Consider the following 14484-nt stretch of genomic DNA (forward strand, 5'->3'; position numbering starts at 1 on the left):
AGCGTCAGCGCGGGCTGCGCCGGAAAAAACAGGCGCTCAAGACTGCCAGTGCGCAAGCGCCCAAGCCTGCATACAACATGGCCCAACCTGCACCGTTGCGTAGCGCGGCCTGGGCAATCAACGAGCCCTGCGGCAACACGTCCAGCTTGCCGGCGGCGATGTCCTGGCTGAGGGTGGCCAACTGCGCCGTGTCGGGCAATGCGCCAGCCAGGTGGTGAGCGATCCCGAGTATCAACACCAAGCCCATCAACGCGATATTGAGCGCCAGGGTAATCAGCCGTGCACTGAAGTCGATGCCCGACGCCATCCCCGCGCGGTCGGATGAGACTGAGCCAGTGGTGGTGTTGGTGGTGGGCGAGTTGGTAAACGCCAAGCCGCTGCCGGCAATCCCACAGGCGATCAGGATCAGTACCACACTGGGCTGGTCGCTATGGTTGATCGCGGCCATGGCCACAAAGCCCACGCCCATCAGGCCCAGGCCCAACGGAATGATGCGTTCGGCGCCGTAGCGCAGGGCCAGGCGTTCGGCCAGGGGCGGTACCACCAGCGTGGGCAGGGTATAGGCGAGCAGGGCGAGCCCGGTGAGCAGGGTGTCGTAGCCCAGGCCGGCCTGGAAATACAGCGGCAGGTAGATCATGAAGGGCCAGAAGCTGAAGTTCATGCCGATCGAACCCATCAACGCGCCGTTGAAGCGCGGGATGCGGAACACCGAGAAGTCGAACATCGGGTGTGGGCTGCGCCGCTCCACAGCCACGAACAACAGCAGGCTGGCTACCGATAATCCGGCCCAGCCGAGCATGGCTGGGGTGGCAAAGCCGCTCTCGGTGCCCTGGGTGATGAAGTAAACCAGGGCGAACACCGCCAGAGTCAGGGTGGTCATACCGGCGATGTCGAGGCGATGAGCGGCCGGGTCGCGGGATTCCTGCACGCTGATGCGCAGCAATACCAGGGTGAACAAGGTCAGCGGCGCATGCACCAGGAACACCCAGCGCCAATCCGCGACTGCCAGGATCAACGCCCCCACCATCGGCCCGAAGCCCAGGCCCACACCGGCAATCACACCCCATATGGCAAAGGCTCGCGCCCGCGCCGCCTGCTCGCGGAACTGGTGCGACAGGATCGCGAACTGGCAGATCATCATCGCCCCGCCACCCACGCCCTGGACGAAACGCGCGGCGATCAGCGTAGACGCATCATTGGCCAGCCCACAGGCCAGCGACGCCAACCCGAATACCCACAGGCACAGCACCAGCATGCGCCGCCGGCCAAAGCGATCGGCCAGTGTGCCCGCCGCCATCAGCACGCTGGTGCAGGCCAGGGTGTAGGCATTCATGATCCATTGGGCGTCCTGGAAGCCGGTACCCAATTGCTGTTCGAGGGTGGGAAGGATCACGGGCACGCTGGAAATCTCCAGCCCGAACATCAGCGCCACCAGGCATATGGCGGTGAGCGCCAGGCCGTCTCTGGCGGTACGCGGCGGGTTGATGGCGGATACAACGGCGTCGGATGACATGGCCTCTTCCTTTCGATGGGGGAAGGTGTCATTTTCACGGGAACAGGATTCTTTATTAGCGATACTTCTTCCTTCGATACGGGAATAAAAGGCGACAAACGACGATGGCTACTCCGCGTTTTGATGGTGTTGAACTGTTTTTACAAATCGTCGAGAGCGGCAATCTGACCGAGGCCGCCGAACGGCTGAACCTCACGCGCTCAGCGGTGGGCAAGGGCTTGGCGCGCCTGGAAGCGCGGTTGGGGACGTCTTTATTGCAACGCTCTACCCGGCGCCAGCGTCTGACCGAGGACGGGCAGGCCTATTACGAGCATTGCCTGCGTGCGCTGGCGGAACTGGAAGCCGCCGAATCCGTGCTGGAAAGTGGCCGTCAGCAGCCTCGTGGACGGTTAAGGGCCAGCTTGCCTTTGGCGTTCGGTCACCACTATGCGGCGCCGGCGTTATGGGGGCTGATGGACCGATTTGCGCAACTGGAGATCGAGATTTCCTTTTCCGACCGGCTGATAGACCTGGCCCAGGAAGGCTTCGACCTGGCGGTGCGCATCGGCGCATTGCCCGACACCGACCGCTTGAGCGCAAGGCGCCTTGGCGAGCAGGCGATTGCCCTGGCGGCGTCGCCCGCGTACCTGCAGCGCACCTGTCGAATCGAATCCATCGCGGACCTGGCCGGGCATCGAGGCATTGCCTACCGCAGCAATGCCCCGCAGCGGCAGCGAGTGGCCTCGCCGTTGATCCTCGATGACCTCCAGGCTGTGGCCGATGCCGCCATCGCCGGAGTCGGCCTGGCCTGGTTGCCCAGCTGGCTGATCGCCCACTACGTACTGCGCGGGCAACTGCAGGCGGTACTGCCGAACCACCGCGAGCAACCGATGCCGATCCATGTCATCTGGCCCACGGCGACGCACATGCCGGCCAAGACCCGGTGCGCCATCGACGCGTTGGTGGCCGGCACACCGTCGTGCCTGGCGGGTAGCTGATCAGAACGCGATGGACGTCTGCACATACAGGGTGCGCGGCTCGCCCACGTATTTGCCCTTGTTGTTATCGTCAAACGAGCGGGTGTAGTACTGCTTGTTGAAGATGTTTTTCACACCGACCGCCACGTTCAAGTCCGACAGCTGCGGGCCGAAGTCATACGCCGCGCGGCTGCTGAACAGCATGTAGCCAGGAATGCGCCCGGTGCTGCCGTCAGCGCTTTCCGCCTCGGTGTTGGCGTTGTCGGCGAACTGGCTGCTCTGGTAGCTGCTGTCCACATTCAACTTCCAGCGACCTTCGGTGTAACCCACGCCCAGGGTGCCCTTGTGCTTGGAGGAGAAGGGCACGCGGTTGCCTTTGTTCGGGCCGTCTTCACGAATGGTGGCGTCGACGTAGGCGTAAGTGGCGTACACATCAAAACCGGCGAGCGCCGGGCTCAAGCCGTCGAGGGCATAGTTGATGCTGGACTCGATGCCCTGGTGACGGGTTTCGCCACGGGCGATCACCGTGTCGTTGGTCTGGTTACTGTCGTACTGATTGTCAAAGTTGATCAGGAACGCGCCGATTTCGGCCCGCAGGGTGCCGTTGTCGTAACGGGTGCCGAGCTCCCAGGTGCGGGCCTTTTCCGGCTTCACTTCGCCGCTGGTCACACGGTTGGGCATCTGGCTGTACTGCACGCTGCCGAACGAACCTTCGGTGTTGGCGTAGAGGTTCCAGTCGTCCGTCAGGTGGTAGAGCACGTTCAACGCCGGCAGGGCGGTGTTGTAGTCACCCTTGTATTTGACGTTGCTGAGGTTGTTGGTCTGCTGGGACTCGATCATCTCGTAGCGGATGCCTGGGGTGATGGTCCATTTGCCGATATCAATCCGGTCATCGACGAAGAATGCATTGGCCTCGGTGCTGCCCCGGGTGTCGCGGTCGTTGCGGCTGTCGGTGGTGGGCAGTTGCTGGTTGGTGGAAATCGGCGTGCGGTAGCGCATTTCGTGGCCGGCTTCGTTGATGTAGCGATAGCCCACGCCGACTTCGTGGCTGGTCGGGCCGAGGTCGAAGCCTTGGGCGAAGCGGGTTTCCAGGCCACGGACCCAGTACTCGCGAGGCGACAGTGAGAGGAAGCTGCCCTGGTCGAGGTAGCCGCTGCGCAGGGTGGTGGTGAAGAAGCTGTTGACGGTGAATTCCCGGCGGTCTTCCTGATAGCGGTAGCCGGCGTTGAACATGGTGCGGCGCCCCCAGAACTGGTCGTAGGGGCGGGTGGATTGATACGGGTTGGCCTTGTAGGCCGCGGTGCTCAAACCGCCGGGCATATCGGCCTTGCCTTCGTAGTACTGCGCCATGGCGTTGAAGCTGTTGGCGTCGTCCAACTGGTATTTGCCCTTGAGGATCAGGTCGTCGATGCGGGTGTCGCTGTTCTCGCGCCAGTCACCACCACGGGTGCCGGAATACAGGATCGCGCCGCCCAAACCGTTGTCTGCAGTGCCGCCCGCCAGCAGGTTGCCGGTGGTCTTGAAGCCATCGTGGCTGGAAGACGGGCTGGTTTCGGTCTGCAGGCCGCCTTTCACCGTTGGGGCGTCGGGAATCGCGCGGGTGACGAAGTTGACGATGCCGCCGACGTTCTGCGGGCCATAACGCACCGCGCCGCCGCCGCGCACCACGTCCACCGCGTCCATGTTGCCCATGCTGATGGGTGCGAACGACAACTGCGGCTGGCCATACGGTGCAAACGGCACCGGGATACCGTCCATCAATACTGTGGAGCGCGAGGCCAGGCGTGGGTTGAGCCCGCGAATACCGAAGTTCAGTGCCATGTCGTGACTGCCGGTGCCGTTGTTTTCCGGAGCGTTGACCCCGGGAATGCGGTTGAGCACATCGCGAGCCTGGGTGGCGCCCTGGCGTTCGAATTCTTCGCGACGGATCACGTCCCGCGCCCCCGGGTGGTCGAAGACGTTGGTTTGCGCCGCGTCCCCCAGCCAGTCGCCGACCACGTTGGAGGTGCCCAATTCGAGAGTGGCCGGAGCATTCGCCGGTTGCAGGCTGAAGGCATTGTTACCCTCGGCGCGGGCTTGCAGGCCGGTGCCTTTGAGCAAGGCATTCAGGCCCTCTTCAGCGGTGTAGTTGCCCGACAGGCCATGGCTTTGCACGCCGGCGGTCACGTCGGAGCCAAATGAAATCAGCACGCCGGCTTCGCGGCCAAACTGGTTCAGCGCCGCTTCAAGTGACGTAGGGGCGATGCGGTAGGGCTTGGCATCGGCCGCCAACACGTAGGGCACGGCGCTGAAACTGAGGCTGGCCCCCAGCAACAAATGGCGCAGGGTGCGAGCGAGGGGCGTCAAGCGAGTCGGTTGCTGGGGCATGAAGTGCGGTCCTGAGAAGGAAGGATCAAGGTGGCTTTCCTTCTCTGTCACGCGAGGTGCGGAAAACGGCTCACGGGTTGTGAAAATAATTCAGGCGCGGGCTTCGACGGTGACCCAGTAGCGGGTAAACCGCCGAACCTTGACCGGCAGGCTGACTTGCAGCAGGTCCAGGATTCGCTCGCTGTCGTCCAGCGGGTAGCTGCCGGAAATCAGCAGGTTGGCCACTTGCGGGTCGCAATTGAGCTGGCCACGGCGATAACGGCTCAGTTCAGCGAGGAAATCTGCCAGGCGCATGTGGGCCGCCACCAGCATGCCATCGGCCCAGGCACCGCTGCCGGCGTCGGTGGGGCGGGCGGTGTCCCAGCCTTTGCGGGTGAAATTGACCTGATGGGCGTTGTCGACGGTCAGCGGCAAACCGCTATAGGTGTTGGGCATCACGTCAACGTGCCCGTCAAACACCGCCAACTGCGTGTGATCATTGAACTGCCGTACGTTCAGCCGAGCCGCCTGGGCGCTGAGCAGGCCCTGGGCGGTGACGATCCGCAGCGGGGCGTTGCCGGTTTTGGCGGTCAGCTGGATTTCGCCTTCGAGCAGGCGGATCAAGCGTTGTTGACCCTCAAAATGCACATCAACGGCACTGCCGGTGTTGAGCTGCAACTGGCTGCCATCTGCCAGCTGGAACGTGCGCCGCTGGCCGATGGGGCTGCGGTAGTCCGCGCTCAACGGCGGCAGTATATGTTGCTGGCGCAAACCCCAGGCCGCTGCCGACCCGGCGCCGAGTATCAGCAACAACTTCAGGGCCTGACGGCGACTGCTGGATTTCGGTGCATTCAAGGCGGCGTGGGCCAACGGTGATGGCATCCCGCGCAGCCGCTGGTTCACTCGCTGGATGTGCTCCCAGGCCCGCTGATGTTCGCTGTGGGCGTCCAGCCAGTGTTGCCAGGCCGCCTGTTTGCGCGGGTTGAGCGGGCCTTGCTGCATTTCCATCAGCCAGTGCACCGCTTGTTCGGCGACTTGCGTTGAGACACTCATAGGGCGAAGTAGCAGCGCATCGCCGCTTTATGCAGGTGACGCTTGACCGTGGCGATGGAGATCCCCAGTTCCGCGCCGATTTGCGCGTAGGTCAAGCCGTCGAGCTGGGCCAGCAGGAACGCGCGTTTAACCTGGGGCGCCAAGCCATCCAGCAACTGGTCCAGCTCCATCAGGGTTTGCAGAATGATCGCCCGCTCTTCTTCCGACGGCGCCACGTGTTCGGGCATCTGCGCCAGGGCGTCGAGGTAGGCGCGCTCCAGGTCCTGGCGGCGGTAATGGTTGAACAGCACGCGCTTGGCGATGGTGGTAAGGAAGGCGCGCGGTTCGATCAGCGTCGGGGTTTCCCGTGCGGTCAGCACGCGAATGAAGGTGTCCTGGGCCAGGTCGGCGGCACTTTCCGGGCAGCCGAGCTTGCGTCGCAACCAGCCGGTGAGCCAGTGGTGATGGTCGTGGTACAGCACTTCGACGGTATTGGACGGCTGCAACGCGCACACTCCGCAAGCATGGGCATACTTTAGAGAACAAGAATTGTTCGCATTGTAGGGCGCCTAAGCAGGTTCGGCAATTGCCAGGCATGCGTTCTCTTTTGCTTATGAGAATATTTATCATTAATATTGCGGGCTGACGAACCTGGCGCCCTGTGCATGAAACGCAAAACCTCACTTCCCGTTTCCTACCGTCTTGCCGTGACTTCGCGGGTGCTGGCGGCTGTGGTCGGCGGTTACTTGCTGGCGTCCCTGGCCAGCGTCTGCATGACGTTGTGGCTGCCCACCCGCCGCGCTGATGCTGTGATCAGCGGGATGCTGAGTTCGTTTGTGTTCTATCTGTTGGCGGTAATCTGGTGTTTCGCCTGCCGTACCGCCTGGCGCGCCTGGTTTGGCGTGTTGCTGCCCAGCGCGATGCTGGCCACGTTCGCCGGGTTGACGTACTGGATGGCACGCACATGAAAGAGGGCTTCCGCCAGGCCATGGCCTGGTTGCACACCTGGGCCGGGTTGATATTCGGCTGGCTGCTGTTTGCGATTTTCCTGACGGGCACCTTGTCCTATTTCAAGGACGAAATTACCCACTGGATGCAGCCTGAAGTGCAGGCGCATCCCGTAGACGACGCCCGTAGCCTGGCCGTCGCCCAAGCGTATTTGCAGCAACAGGCACCCAACGCCGCGCGCTGGTTTATCAATGTGCCGAGCCCCCGTGAACCCGGCCTGTCGGTGATGTGGCAAGACAAGGTCGACCCGGGCAAGCGCGGCAATTTCGTCGAGAAACTCCTCGATCCCGTCAGCGGCCAGCCGGTCCACGCCCGGGAAAGCATGGGCGGCGAATTCTTCTATCGCTTCCACTTCCAGCTGCAAATGCCGTATCCGTGGGGGCGCTGGCTGTCGACCATCGCCGCGATGGTGATGTTCGTGGCCCTGATCACCGGGATCATCACCCACAAGAAAATCTTCAAAGACTTCTTCACCTTCCGCCCGCGCAAGGGCCAACGCTCCTGGCTCGACGGGCACAACGCCGTGGGCGTGCTGGTGTTGCCCTTTCACTTGATGATCACCTACAGCAGCTTGGTGATTTTCATGAGCATGGTGATGCCGGCGAGCATCCTCGCCTCTTACGGCAACGACACCCGTGCGTTTTTCAACGATGTGTTCCCGGCCACCGACAACGCGCCGGCCCTTGGCCAACCCGGGCAGCTGTTGCCGCTGGGGCCGATGTACGAGCGGGCGCGCGAGCAATGGGCGGGTGGGCATGTCGGACGGCTGGTGGTGAATAATCCAAGCGATGTGAACGCCTCGGTCAATGTGTTCCGCGCCGGGTCGGATCGAGTGGTGCACGACTTTGGCAGCACCGTCTCATTCAACGGCACCACCGGCGAACTGCTGCGGGTGAGCGGTGAGCAGTCGCTGCCGGCGGCGATTGGTGGCAGCTTCTACGGTTTGCACATGGGCCATTTCGCCGGCCCGGTATTGCGCTGGCTGTATTTCATCTGCGGCCTCGCAGGCACCGCGATGATCGGCACCGGGCTGGTGATGTGGCTGGGCAAGCGTCAGCTCAAGCACACCAAAACCGGGGTGATGCCCTTTGAACTGCGGTTGGTGGAAGTGCTGAACATCGCCAGCATGTCGGGCTTGATGATCGCCATCGCCGCGTTCTTCTGGGCCAACCGCCTGTTGCCGGCAAGCTTTGCCGGGCGTTCGGACTGGGAAGTACAAGCCTTCTTTATTGCCTGGGGCTTGAGCGTTGTACACGCGATTGTCCGCCAGGGTCGCCGCGGCTGGGTTGAGCAATTGGGCGTGGGCGCGCTGCTGTTTATCGGCGTGCCGGTGCTCAACGCGCTGACCACGTCGCAGCATTTGGGTGTGTCCCTGGCCAACGGCGATTGGGCCATGGCCGGCTTCGACCTGACTTGCCTGGGCAGCGGCGTGTTCCTGGCCTGGGCTGCGTGGAAAATGCAGCACCGCCGCGTCCCTCAACACAAGGCCGAACGCGCCCGGCCGTTGACCCTCAAGGGCGAGGTGAACTGAATGCTCCTGGCGCTGTTGCTGTGTTACGCAGGCTTTACCGCATTGTGCCTGTCCATGGACCGGCACCATGGCGAACTGCTGCGCAGTAAACCCTCTCCCCGTCGGCGGTTGGGTTTGCGCGTGGGCGGCTGGCTGCTTTTGATCGTCTCGATCTGGCCGGCGGTGCTCGCGACCGGTTGGAGCCAGGGTCTGGTGGAGTGGTGCGCGGTGTTGATGCTCAGTGGATTGCTGCTGGTGTTGCTGTTGCCGTATCGGCCAAGGCTGGCCTTGATTCTGGCGGGCGTCGGCCTGCTGGCCAGCCCGGTTGCGGCCTTCGCGACCCTTTGAGTCCACCGTTGATGATCATCACGCCTCCCGAATCCAAAGAGCAGCACGCAGACGCGGCAGGCGGACGGGCGCATTTCCTGCAAGTGTTCCTGTCCCAGCGCTCGCAGATGGAAGCGCTGGTCAGCCGCCGCGTGGGTTGCCGTGCGACGGCGGCGGACCTGGTGCAGGATTTGTTCCTGCGCTTCTGGCGCCGGCCACTGGTGCAGGTCGAGGAGCTCAGCACCTACCTGCTGCGTTGTGCCGGCAATATCGCCATCGACCACCTGCGCAGCGAAGGCGCCCGGGTGCGCAGCAGTGAAGGCTGGCTGCCGGAACAACAGGATAACCAGGGCTCCGAGCCCCAGGCTGCGCTGGAGGCGGGCAATGATCTGCGCCATGTCGAAGCGGCTCTGCGCAGCTTGCCGGAGCGTACCCGACAGATTTTCCTGCTCAACCGCATCCATGGCCGCAAGTACGCGGAAATCGCCAAGGCCATGGGCCTGTCCCAAAGTGCCGTGGAAAAACATATGATGCGCGCCCTCGAAGCCTGCAAGGCCAGCCTTCGTGAACCATCGCCAAGGAAAGCCCCGTGAACGCCACTGCCCGCGTCACCCCGACGCCCGACCAGGAACAGGCCGCATTGGCCTGGCTGAGCTTGTTGCACGACCAGCCCAGCAGTGGCGATCAGGCCACGTTCAGCCATTGGCTGCGGGCCGACCCGGCGCATGTCGAGGCCTATGCCCAGGCCCAGGTGCTGTGGGAATTGAGTGAAGTACCGGCCAGAACGTTGGCGGATGAGGATGCCCTGGCGCTGCAGGGTTACTTGAACGCGATGAATACCTCGAAACGTTCCAGCGTGCGGCGCTGGTCTGGCGCCCTGGCCATGGCCGCCTGCCTGCTGGTGATGATCTCGATGGGCGCCGGCTGGCAGCCGTCGCGCTGGGTCGATGACTTCGGCGCGGATTACGTCACCGCGCCGGGTGAGGTGAAGACCGTGACCCTGGCCGATAAAAGCCTGGTTACCCTGGACGCCGACAGCGCGATCTCCGTGGATTTCAAGCATGGCGAGCGCCATATTCAGCTACGCCGTGGCGCCGGTTTTTTCAGTGTGACCCACACGGGCGAATCCTTCGTGGTCGAGGCCGGCAGCGGCGAAGCGCGGGTGCTCGGCACGCAGTTTGAAGTGCGCCTGCAACCGGCGGGTGCGCAGGTGACGGTGTTGTCCGGTCGGGTTGGGGTTACGCCGTCGAAGTATGCTCAGCAACAGATTCTGACGGCCGGCCAGCAAGTGGCTTACGCCGATGGTGTCGCCGATGAACTGCACGCGGTCGACAGCGAGTCGCGACTGGCTTGGCGCGATGGCTGGCTCAATTACTACAAGGCGCCGCTGGCCGACGTGGTGCAAGACCTCGGCCGCTACTATCCCGGGCGCATTCTGCTGCTCAACGAAGACCTCGGCACGCGGCGGGTCAGCGGCAGTTTCCCGAGCAAGGATCCACAAGCGGTACTCAACGCGCTGCAGGCCGTCCTGGGGTTTGAACAGCACACGCTGCTCGGTCGAATGATCGTATTGCGCTAGACACAGGTCGCTGCGTTGCAATGGCGTAGCACTGTCATTACTTGCACCTTCCCTCCTTGAAGATCCCCATGCTTTGGCACCTCGGGGTCTGTAGACCTTTCATTTAACCTTCATCGCAATCGCCAAAACCTGTAACCAAACCGTTACGTGATGCACGGATGATCCTCGGATTCCTGAGCAGGTGGTCAGGAAGATTGGCGGCGCTGTTCACCCAGCCCAAATCGCCAATACCTCCCCCATAACAACAGATGGATGCATGTAAGGGATCTACTCGTGACCTACAACAAACTCTATGCCCTGCTTTTAGCATCGGGCCTGGGCGGCTTTGCGCCGCTGGTTCTGGCAGACGACTCCCAGGATGTCGGTTCGGTGCACGTCGCCGGCGAACGTACCCTGGGCACCGGCCACATGATTCAGGAAGAAAGCGCCAAGGCCCGGTCCACCGTGACCAAGGAAGCCATGGACGAAATGTCCCCGACGGCCAACGCCATCGACAAGCTCAAGTACACCCCGGGCATTAACGTTTCGAACGATGACGCCAGCGGCATGAGCGGCACCAGCTTCACCATGCGCGGCATGAACTCCGACCAAGTCGGGGTTTCCATGGACGGCGTGCCGATCAACGACTCTGGTAGCTACGGTGTGTACGCCAACCAGCTGGGCGACCCGGAAAACGTCGGCGAAGTGTTTGTCACCCAAGGCTCATCAGAAGCGGACGGCCCGCACATCGGCTCCAGCGGCGGCAACATCGGTATGGTTACGATCCGGCCGACCAAAGAGCCAGGCTTGTTCGTCAAACAATCCATCGGCTCGAACAACCTGACAAAGTCTTTCGCACGGCTCAACACCGGCGACCTGGGCGGCTTCAAGACCTGGCTCTCGGCCTCTCACACCGAAGGCGACAAGTGGCGCGGCAAGGGCACTGTGCGCGGTGACAAGGTAGAGTGGAGCACGCTGTTCGAGGACGACAATGGCAACTCCAGCAACTTCACCATGAAGTACAACAAGCAGGAAAACTACAACTACAACACCCTGAGCAAGGCCCAGTTCCAACAACAGGGGCGGCGCCTGGATTACTCGGAAACCCCGGTCTACAAAAACGGCTTGCTGTCGTCTTCCTACAAGCTCAACCGCAACCCTTTCGAAAGTGTCATGACCACCTTCACCCAGCGCTGGCGCCTGCGTGATGACCTGGCCCTGACGGTTGCGCCTTACTATTACTGGGGCAACGGCGGCAGTTTCAGCGGCCAGACCGCGACCAACCTGGGGCCGAAGTCCGACAAGGCCGGTAACTACGACCTGGGTAACCTCAAGTCGGCCAACTACTATCGGCCGTCCTGGACCGAAACCTGGCGCCCAGGTGTCACGGTCAAAATGAAATGGGACATCAACGAAGAGCACAGCCTGGATTACGGCTACTGGTACGAGCGCGCTCGCCAGCGCCAGACCCAGCCGTATATCGGGATCAACAGCGAAGGTGCACCGGACGACATCTGGGGTGATTACAACAGCGGCGGCCAGGTGGTCGACAAGAACGGCAAGACCGTCCAGGGCCGCCACCAGTACACCGTGACCCCGGCTCAGAAACTGTGGGTGCAGGACAGCTGGCAAGCCACGCCAGACCTGAGTTTTGTCGGCGGGCTGGCCTACCAGTACGTCGAGCGTGACGGCGACAACCTGGGCAGCCTGTACGACAAGCCGGAAAAGCGTAACGCCCGTTACCATCAGTTCCTGCCGAACTTCAGTGCCAAGTACCAGGTCGACGAGAGCAACCAGGCGTTCTACAACGTCACCCGCAACATGCGCACCCCGCAGAACTACGTGCTGTACAACAAGGGTGACTCCCTCAACCTCAACCCCGAGTTGAGCTGGAACCAGGAACTGGGCTGGCGCTACACCGAAGAAAAAATGGCCTTGAGCGCCACCCTGTTCTACATCACCTTCAAGGATCGCCAGCTGTCTACCACCGACTTGAACGGTGACTACGTGATGGCCAACGTCGGTGACGTGACCAACAAAGGCCTGGAGCTGGAGTGGAGCGGCCTGCTGCCGTACAACTTCAACTACTACGCGTCGTACACCTATACCCAGTCCGAGCAGCAGGACGACTTTGTCAGCAAGAACGTGCTGTTGCCGACCAAGGGCAACCAGTTGGCCAACGTGCCGGAAAACATGCTCAACCTGGTGTTCGGGTATGACGACAAGCGCTACTACGGCAACATTGCCGGCAAGTATGTCGGGGCGTTCTACGGCGATTTGACCAACAACGAGAAAATCTCCGGGCGCACCGTGTTTGACCTCAACGCCGGTATCTACTTGCCGGTGGACAAGAAGGTCTTCAAGTCGGCTGCGCTGCGCTTCTCGATGCTCAACGTGTTCGACAAGGAATACTTGAGCTCGGCGCGTACGGTGTCGTTCAACTCGGCGCCGGTAAATGGCCTGGCGGCCAGCTCGGCGTATTACAACGTGGGTGAGGAGCGCACGGCGATGGTATCCCTGGAAGCCAATTTCTAAGGCGTACGCAAACTCAATGTGGGAGCGGGCTTGCTCGCGAAAGCGGTGGGTCAGTCGCCAGATGTATTGACTGAACCAGCGCATTCGCGAGCAAGCCCGCTCCCACATTTGATCGGCGGTGTTTTACAGAGTGAGTTACTTCAGCGCGGCCATGATCGCTTCCGGGTTGTAGTCACGAATCAGCGTGCCGTTCACGTCCACAAACGGAATCCCGCCGCCCCCCAGCGCCTCATACGCCTTGCGCGCCTGGTCATCCTTCTCGATATCAAACGCCTGGTAGGGAATCCCCTTGGAATCCAGAAAGCGCCGGATCTGTTTGCAGTAGCCGCACCACTCGGTGGAATACAGCACCACACGCGCCGCCGCGCGTGTCTGCTCCGGCACCACCTGGGAGGGGTTGAACAGCCGCTCGATCTTGCCCCAGTTCTGGAAAACCACCACCACCAACAACACCAGCAGGACTTTCTTCAGAACCCCGCCCAGCATCAGTTGCGACGCTTGAGCTGGTCGGTCAACTGGGTCGGCAGACCCTTGATGATCAAGGTGCCGGCGGCTTCGTCGTATTCGATCTTGTCGCCCAACAGGTGCGCTTCAAAGCTGATGGACAAGCCTTCGGCGCGGCCGGTGAAGCGACGGAACTGGTTCAGGGTGCGTTTATCCGCCGGGATTTCCGGCGACAGGCCGTAGTCCTTGTTGCGGATGTGATCGTAGAAGGCTTTTGGCCGATCTTCATCGATCAACCCAGACAGCTCTTCCAGGCCCATTGGCTCGCCGAGCTTGGCCTGGCTGCTGGCGTAGTCCACCAGGGTCTTGGTTTTCTCGCGGGCGGACTCGTCCGGCAAGTCTTCGCTTTCGACGAAGTCGCTGAAGGCCTTGAGCAGGGTGCGGGTCTCGCCCGGGCCGTCGACGCCTTCCTGGCAGCCGATAAAGTCGCGGAAGTACTCCGAGACCTTCTTGCCGTTCTTGCCCTTGATAAAGGAGATGTACTGCTTGGACTGCTTGTTGTTCTGCCACTCGGACACGTTGATCCGCGCCGCGAGGTGCAGTTGGCCAAGGTCGAGGTGGCGCGACGGCGTCACGTCCAGTTGGTCGGTCACTGCCACGCCTTCACTGTGGTGCAGCAGGGCGATCGCCAGGTAATCGGTCATGCCCTGTTGATAATGGGCAAACAGCACGTGGCCGCCGGTGGAGAGGTTGGATTCTTCCATCAGCTTTTGCAGGTGTTCCACGGCAATGCGGCTGAACGCGGTGAAATCCTTTCCGCCGTCAAAATACTCCTTCAACCAGCCGCTGAACGGGTGCGCGCCAGACTCGGCATGGAAAAAGCCCCAGGCCTTGCCTTGTTTGGCGTTGTAGCTCTCGTTGAGGTCGGCAAGCATGTTCTCGATCGCGGCCGACTCGGCAAGCTCGGAGTCGCGGGCGTGGAGAACTGCGGGTGTGCCGTCGGGTTTTTTGTCGATCAGGTGGACGATGCAATGACGGATCGGCATGGGCTTCTCGGCAGGTGAAGGGGAGTGGTTGAGCTCCCGGAAAAAGTCGCCAGTGTACCGCACCCGCTAGGGATGGCGTTGTTCGGAGGGCATTTTGAGAGCCCTCCGACGGGCCATATGCCTTTTTTTCACGGTTTAGAGCGATAAAGCTGACCAAATGGGTATGTTGAGGCGGATATTTCCCCGTCTCTGTGCTAGTTTTGCCCCGT

General features: G+C 61.9%; 13 protein-coding genes. 7 read left to right on the forward strand and 6 right to left on the reverse strand.

Annotation, left to right across the window (positions count from 1 at the left end):
• Positions 1-4: 4 nt before the first annotated feature.
• Positions 5-1513: an MFS transporter gene (locus ACA046_RS05130; protein ID WP_497676039.1), complete on the reverse strand. Its 1509-nt coding sequence runs from the start codon at positions 1511-1513 to the stop codon at positions 5-7.
• Positions 1514-1617: 104 nt separating this feature from the next.
• Between ACA046_RS05130 and ACA046_RS05135 the strand changes: the two genes are divergently transcribed.
• The gene (locus tag ACA046_RS05135) at positions 1618-2490 is read left to right on the forward strand and encodes a LysR family transcriptional regulator (RefSeq protein WP_459026182.1); all 873 of its coding nucleotides are present in this window, start codon (positions 1618-1620) and stop codon (positions 2488-2490) included.
• Here ACA046_RS05135 and fecA read toward each other — a convergent pair whose 3' ends face one another.
• The 3 genes from fecA to ACA046_RS05150 form a co-directional block, all read right to left on the reverse strand.
• A complete protein-coding gene (gene fecA, locus ACA046_RS05140; protein WP_497676040.1) occupies positions 2491-4836 on the reverse strand; it encodes a TonB-dependent Fe(3+) dicitrate receptor FecA in 2346 nt (781 codons plus the stop codon). It lies immediately after the preceding gene.
• Between the two features lie 90 nt (positions 4837-4926).
• Complete coding sequence (locus tag ACA046_RS05145; protein WP_497676041.1) at positions 4927-5868, reverse strand: FecR domain-containing protein; 942 nt, start codon at positions 5866-5868, stop codon at positions 4927-4929.
• Positions 5865-6353 (reverse strand): sigma-70 family RNA polymerase sigma factor, encoded by a 489-nt coding sequence (locus ACA046_RS05150; RefSeq protein WP_076017621.1) that lies wholly within the window; start codon positions 6351-6353, stop codon positions 5865-5867. Before ACA046_RS05150 ends, ACA046_RS05145 begins: the two co-directional genes overlap by 4 nt.
• A gap of 159 nt (positions 6354-6512) precedes the next feature.
• Between ACA046_RS05150 and ACA046_RS05155 the strand changes: the two genes are divergently transcribed.
• The 6 genes from ACA046_RS05155 to ACA046_RS05180 all read left to right on the forward strand — a co-directional run bounded on the left by ACA046_RS05155 (position 6513) and on the right by ACA046_RS05180 (position 12785).
• Complete coding sequence (locus tag ACA046_RS05155) at positions 6513-6815, forward strand: DUF3649 domain-containing protein (RefSeq protein WP_459026188.1); 303 nt, start codon at positions 6513-6515, stop codon at positions 6813-6815.
• Positions 6812-8386 (forward strand): PepSY-associated TM helix domain-containing protein, encoded by a 1575-nt coding sequence (locus ACA046_RS05160; RefSeq protein ID WP_459026190.1) that lies wholly within the window; start codon positions 6812-6814, stop codon positions 8384-8386. The genes ACA046_RS05155 and ACA046_RS05160 overlap by 4 nt, the downstream gene beginning before the upstream one ends.
• A complete protein-coding gene (locus tag ACA046_RS05165; protein ID WP_459026192.1) occupies positions 8387-8713 on the forward strand; it encodes a DUF3325 domain-containing protein in 327 nt (108 codons plus the stop codon).
• Between the two features lie 11 nt (positions 8714-8724).
• Positions 8725-9285, forward strand: a complete 561-nt coding sequence (locus ACA046_RS05170) for an RNA polymerase sigma factor (RefSeq protein WP_076017617.1) — start codon at positions 8725-8727, stop codon at positions 9283-9285.
• The gene (locus ACA046_RS05175; protein WP_459026194.1) at positions 9282-10271 is read left to right on the forward strand and encodes a FecR family protein; all 990 of its coding nucleotides are present in this window, start codon (positions 9282-9284) and stop codon (positions 10269-10271) included. Before ACA046_RS05170 ends, ACA046_RS05175 begins: the two co-directional genes overlap by 4 nt.
• Before the next feature lie 273 nt (positions 10272-10544).
• Positions 10545-12785 (forward strand): TonB-dependent receptor, encoded by a 2241-nt coding sequence (locus ACA046_RS05180; protein ID WP_497676042.1) that lies wholly within the window; start codon positions 10545-10547, stop codon positions 12783-12785.
• 135 nt (positions 12786-12920) lie between these two features.
• Here ACA046_RS05180 and ACA046_RS05185 read toward each other — a convergent pair whose 3' ends face one another.
• Complete coding sequence (locus ACA046_RS05185) at positions 12921-13271, reverse strand: glutaredoxin family protein (protein WP_497676043.1); 351 nt, start codon at positions 13269-13271, stop codon at positions 12921-12923.
• Complete coding sequence (yejK, locus tag ACA046_RS05190) at positions 13271-14275, reverse strand: nucleoid-associated protein YejK (protein ID WP_003212745.1); 1005 nt, start codon at positions 14273-14275, stop codon at positions 13271-13273. The genes ACA046_RS05185 and yejK overlap by 1 nt, the downstream gene beginning before the upstream one ends.
• Positions 14276-14484: the final 209 nt, after the last annotated feature.

Source organism: Pseudomonas sp. LBUM1641, assembly GCF_059716235.1.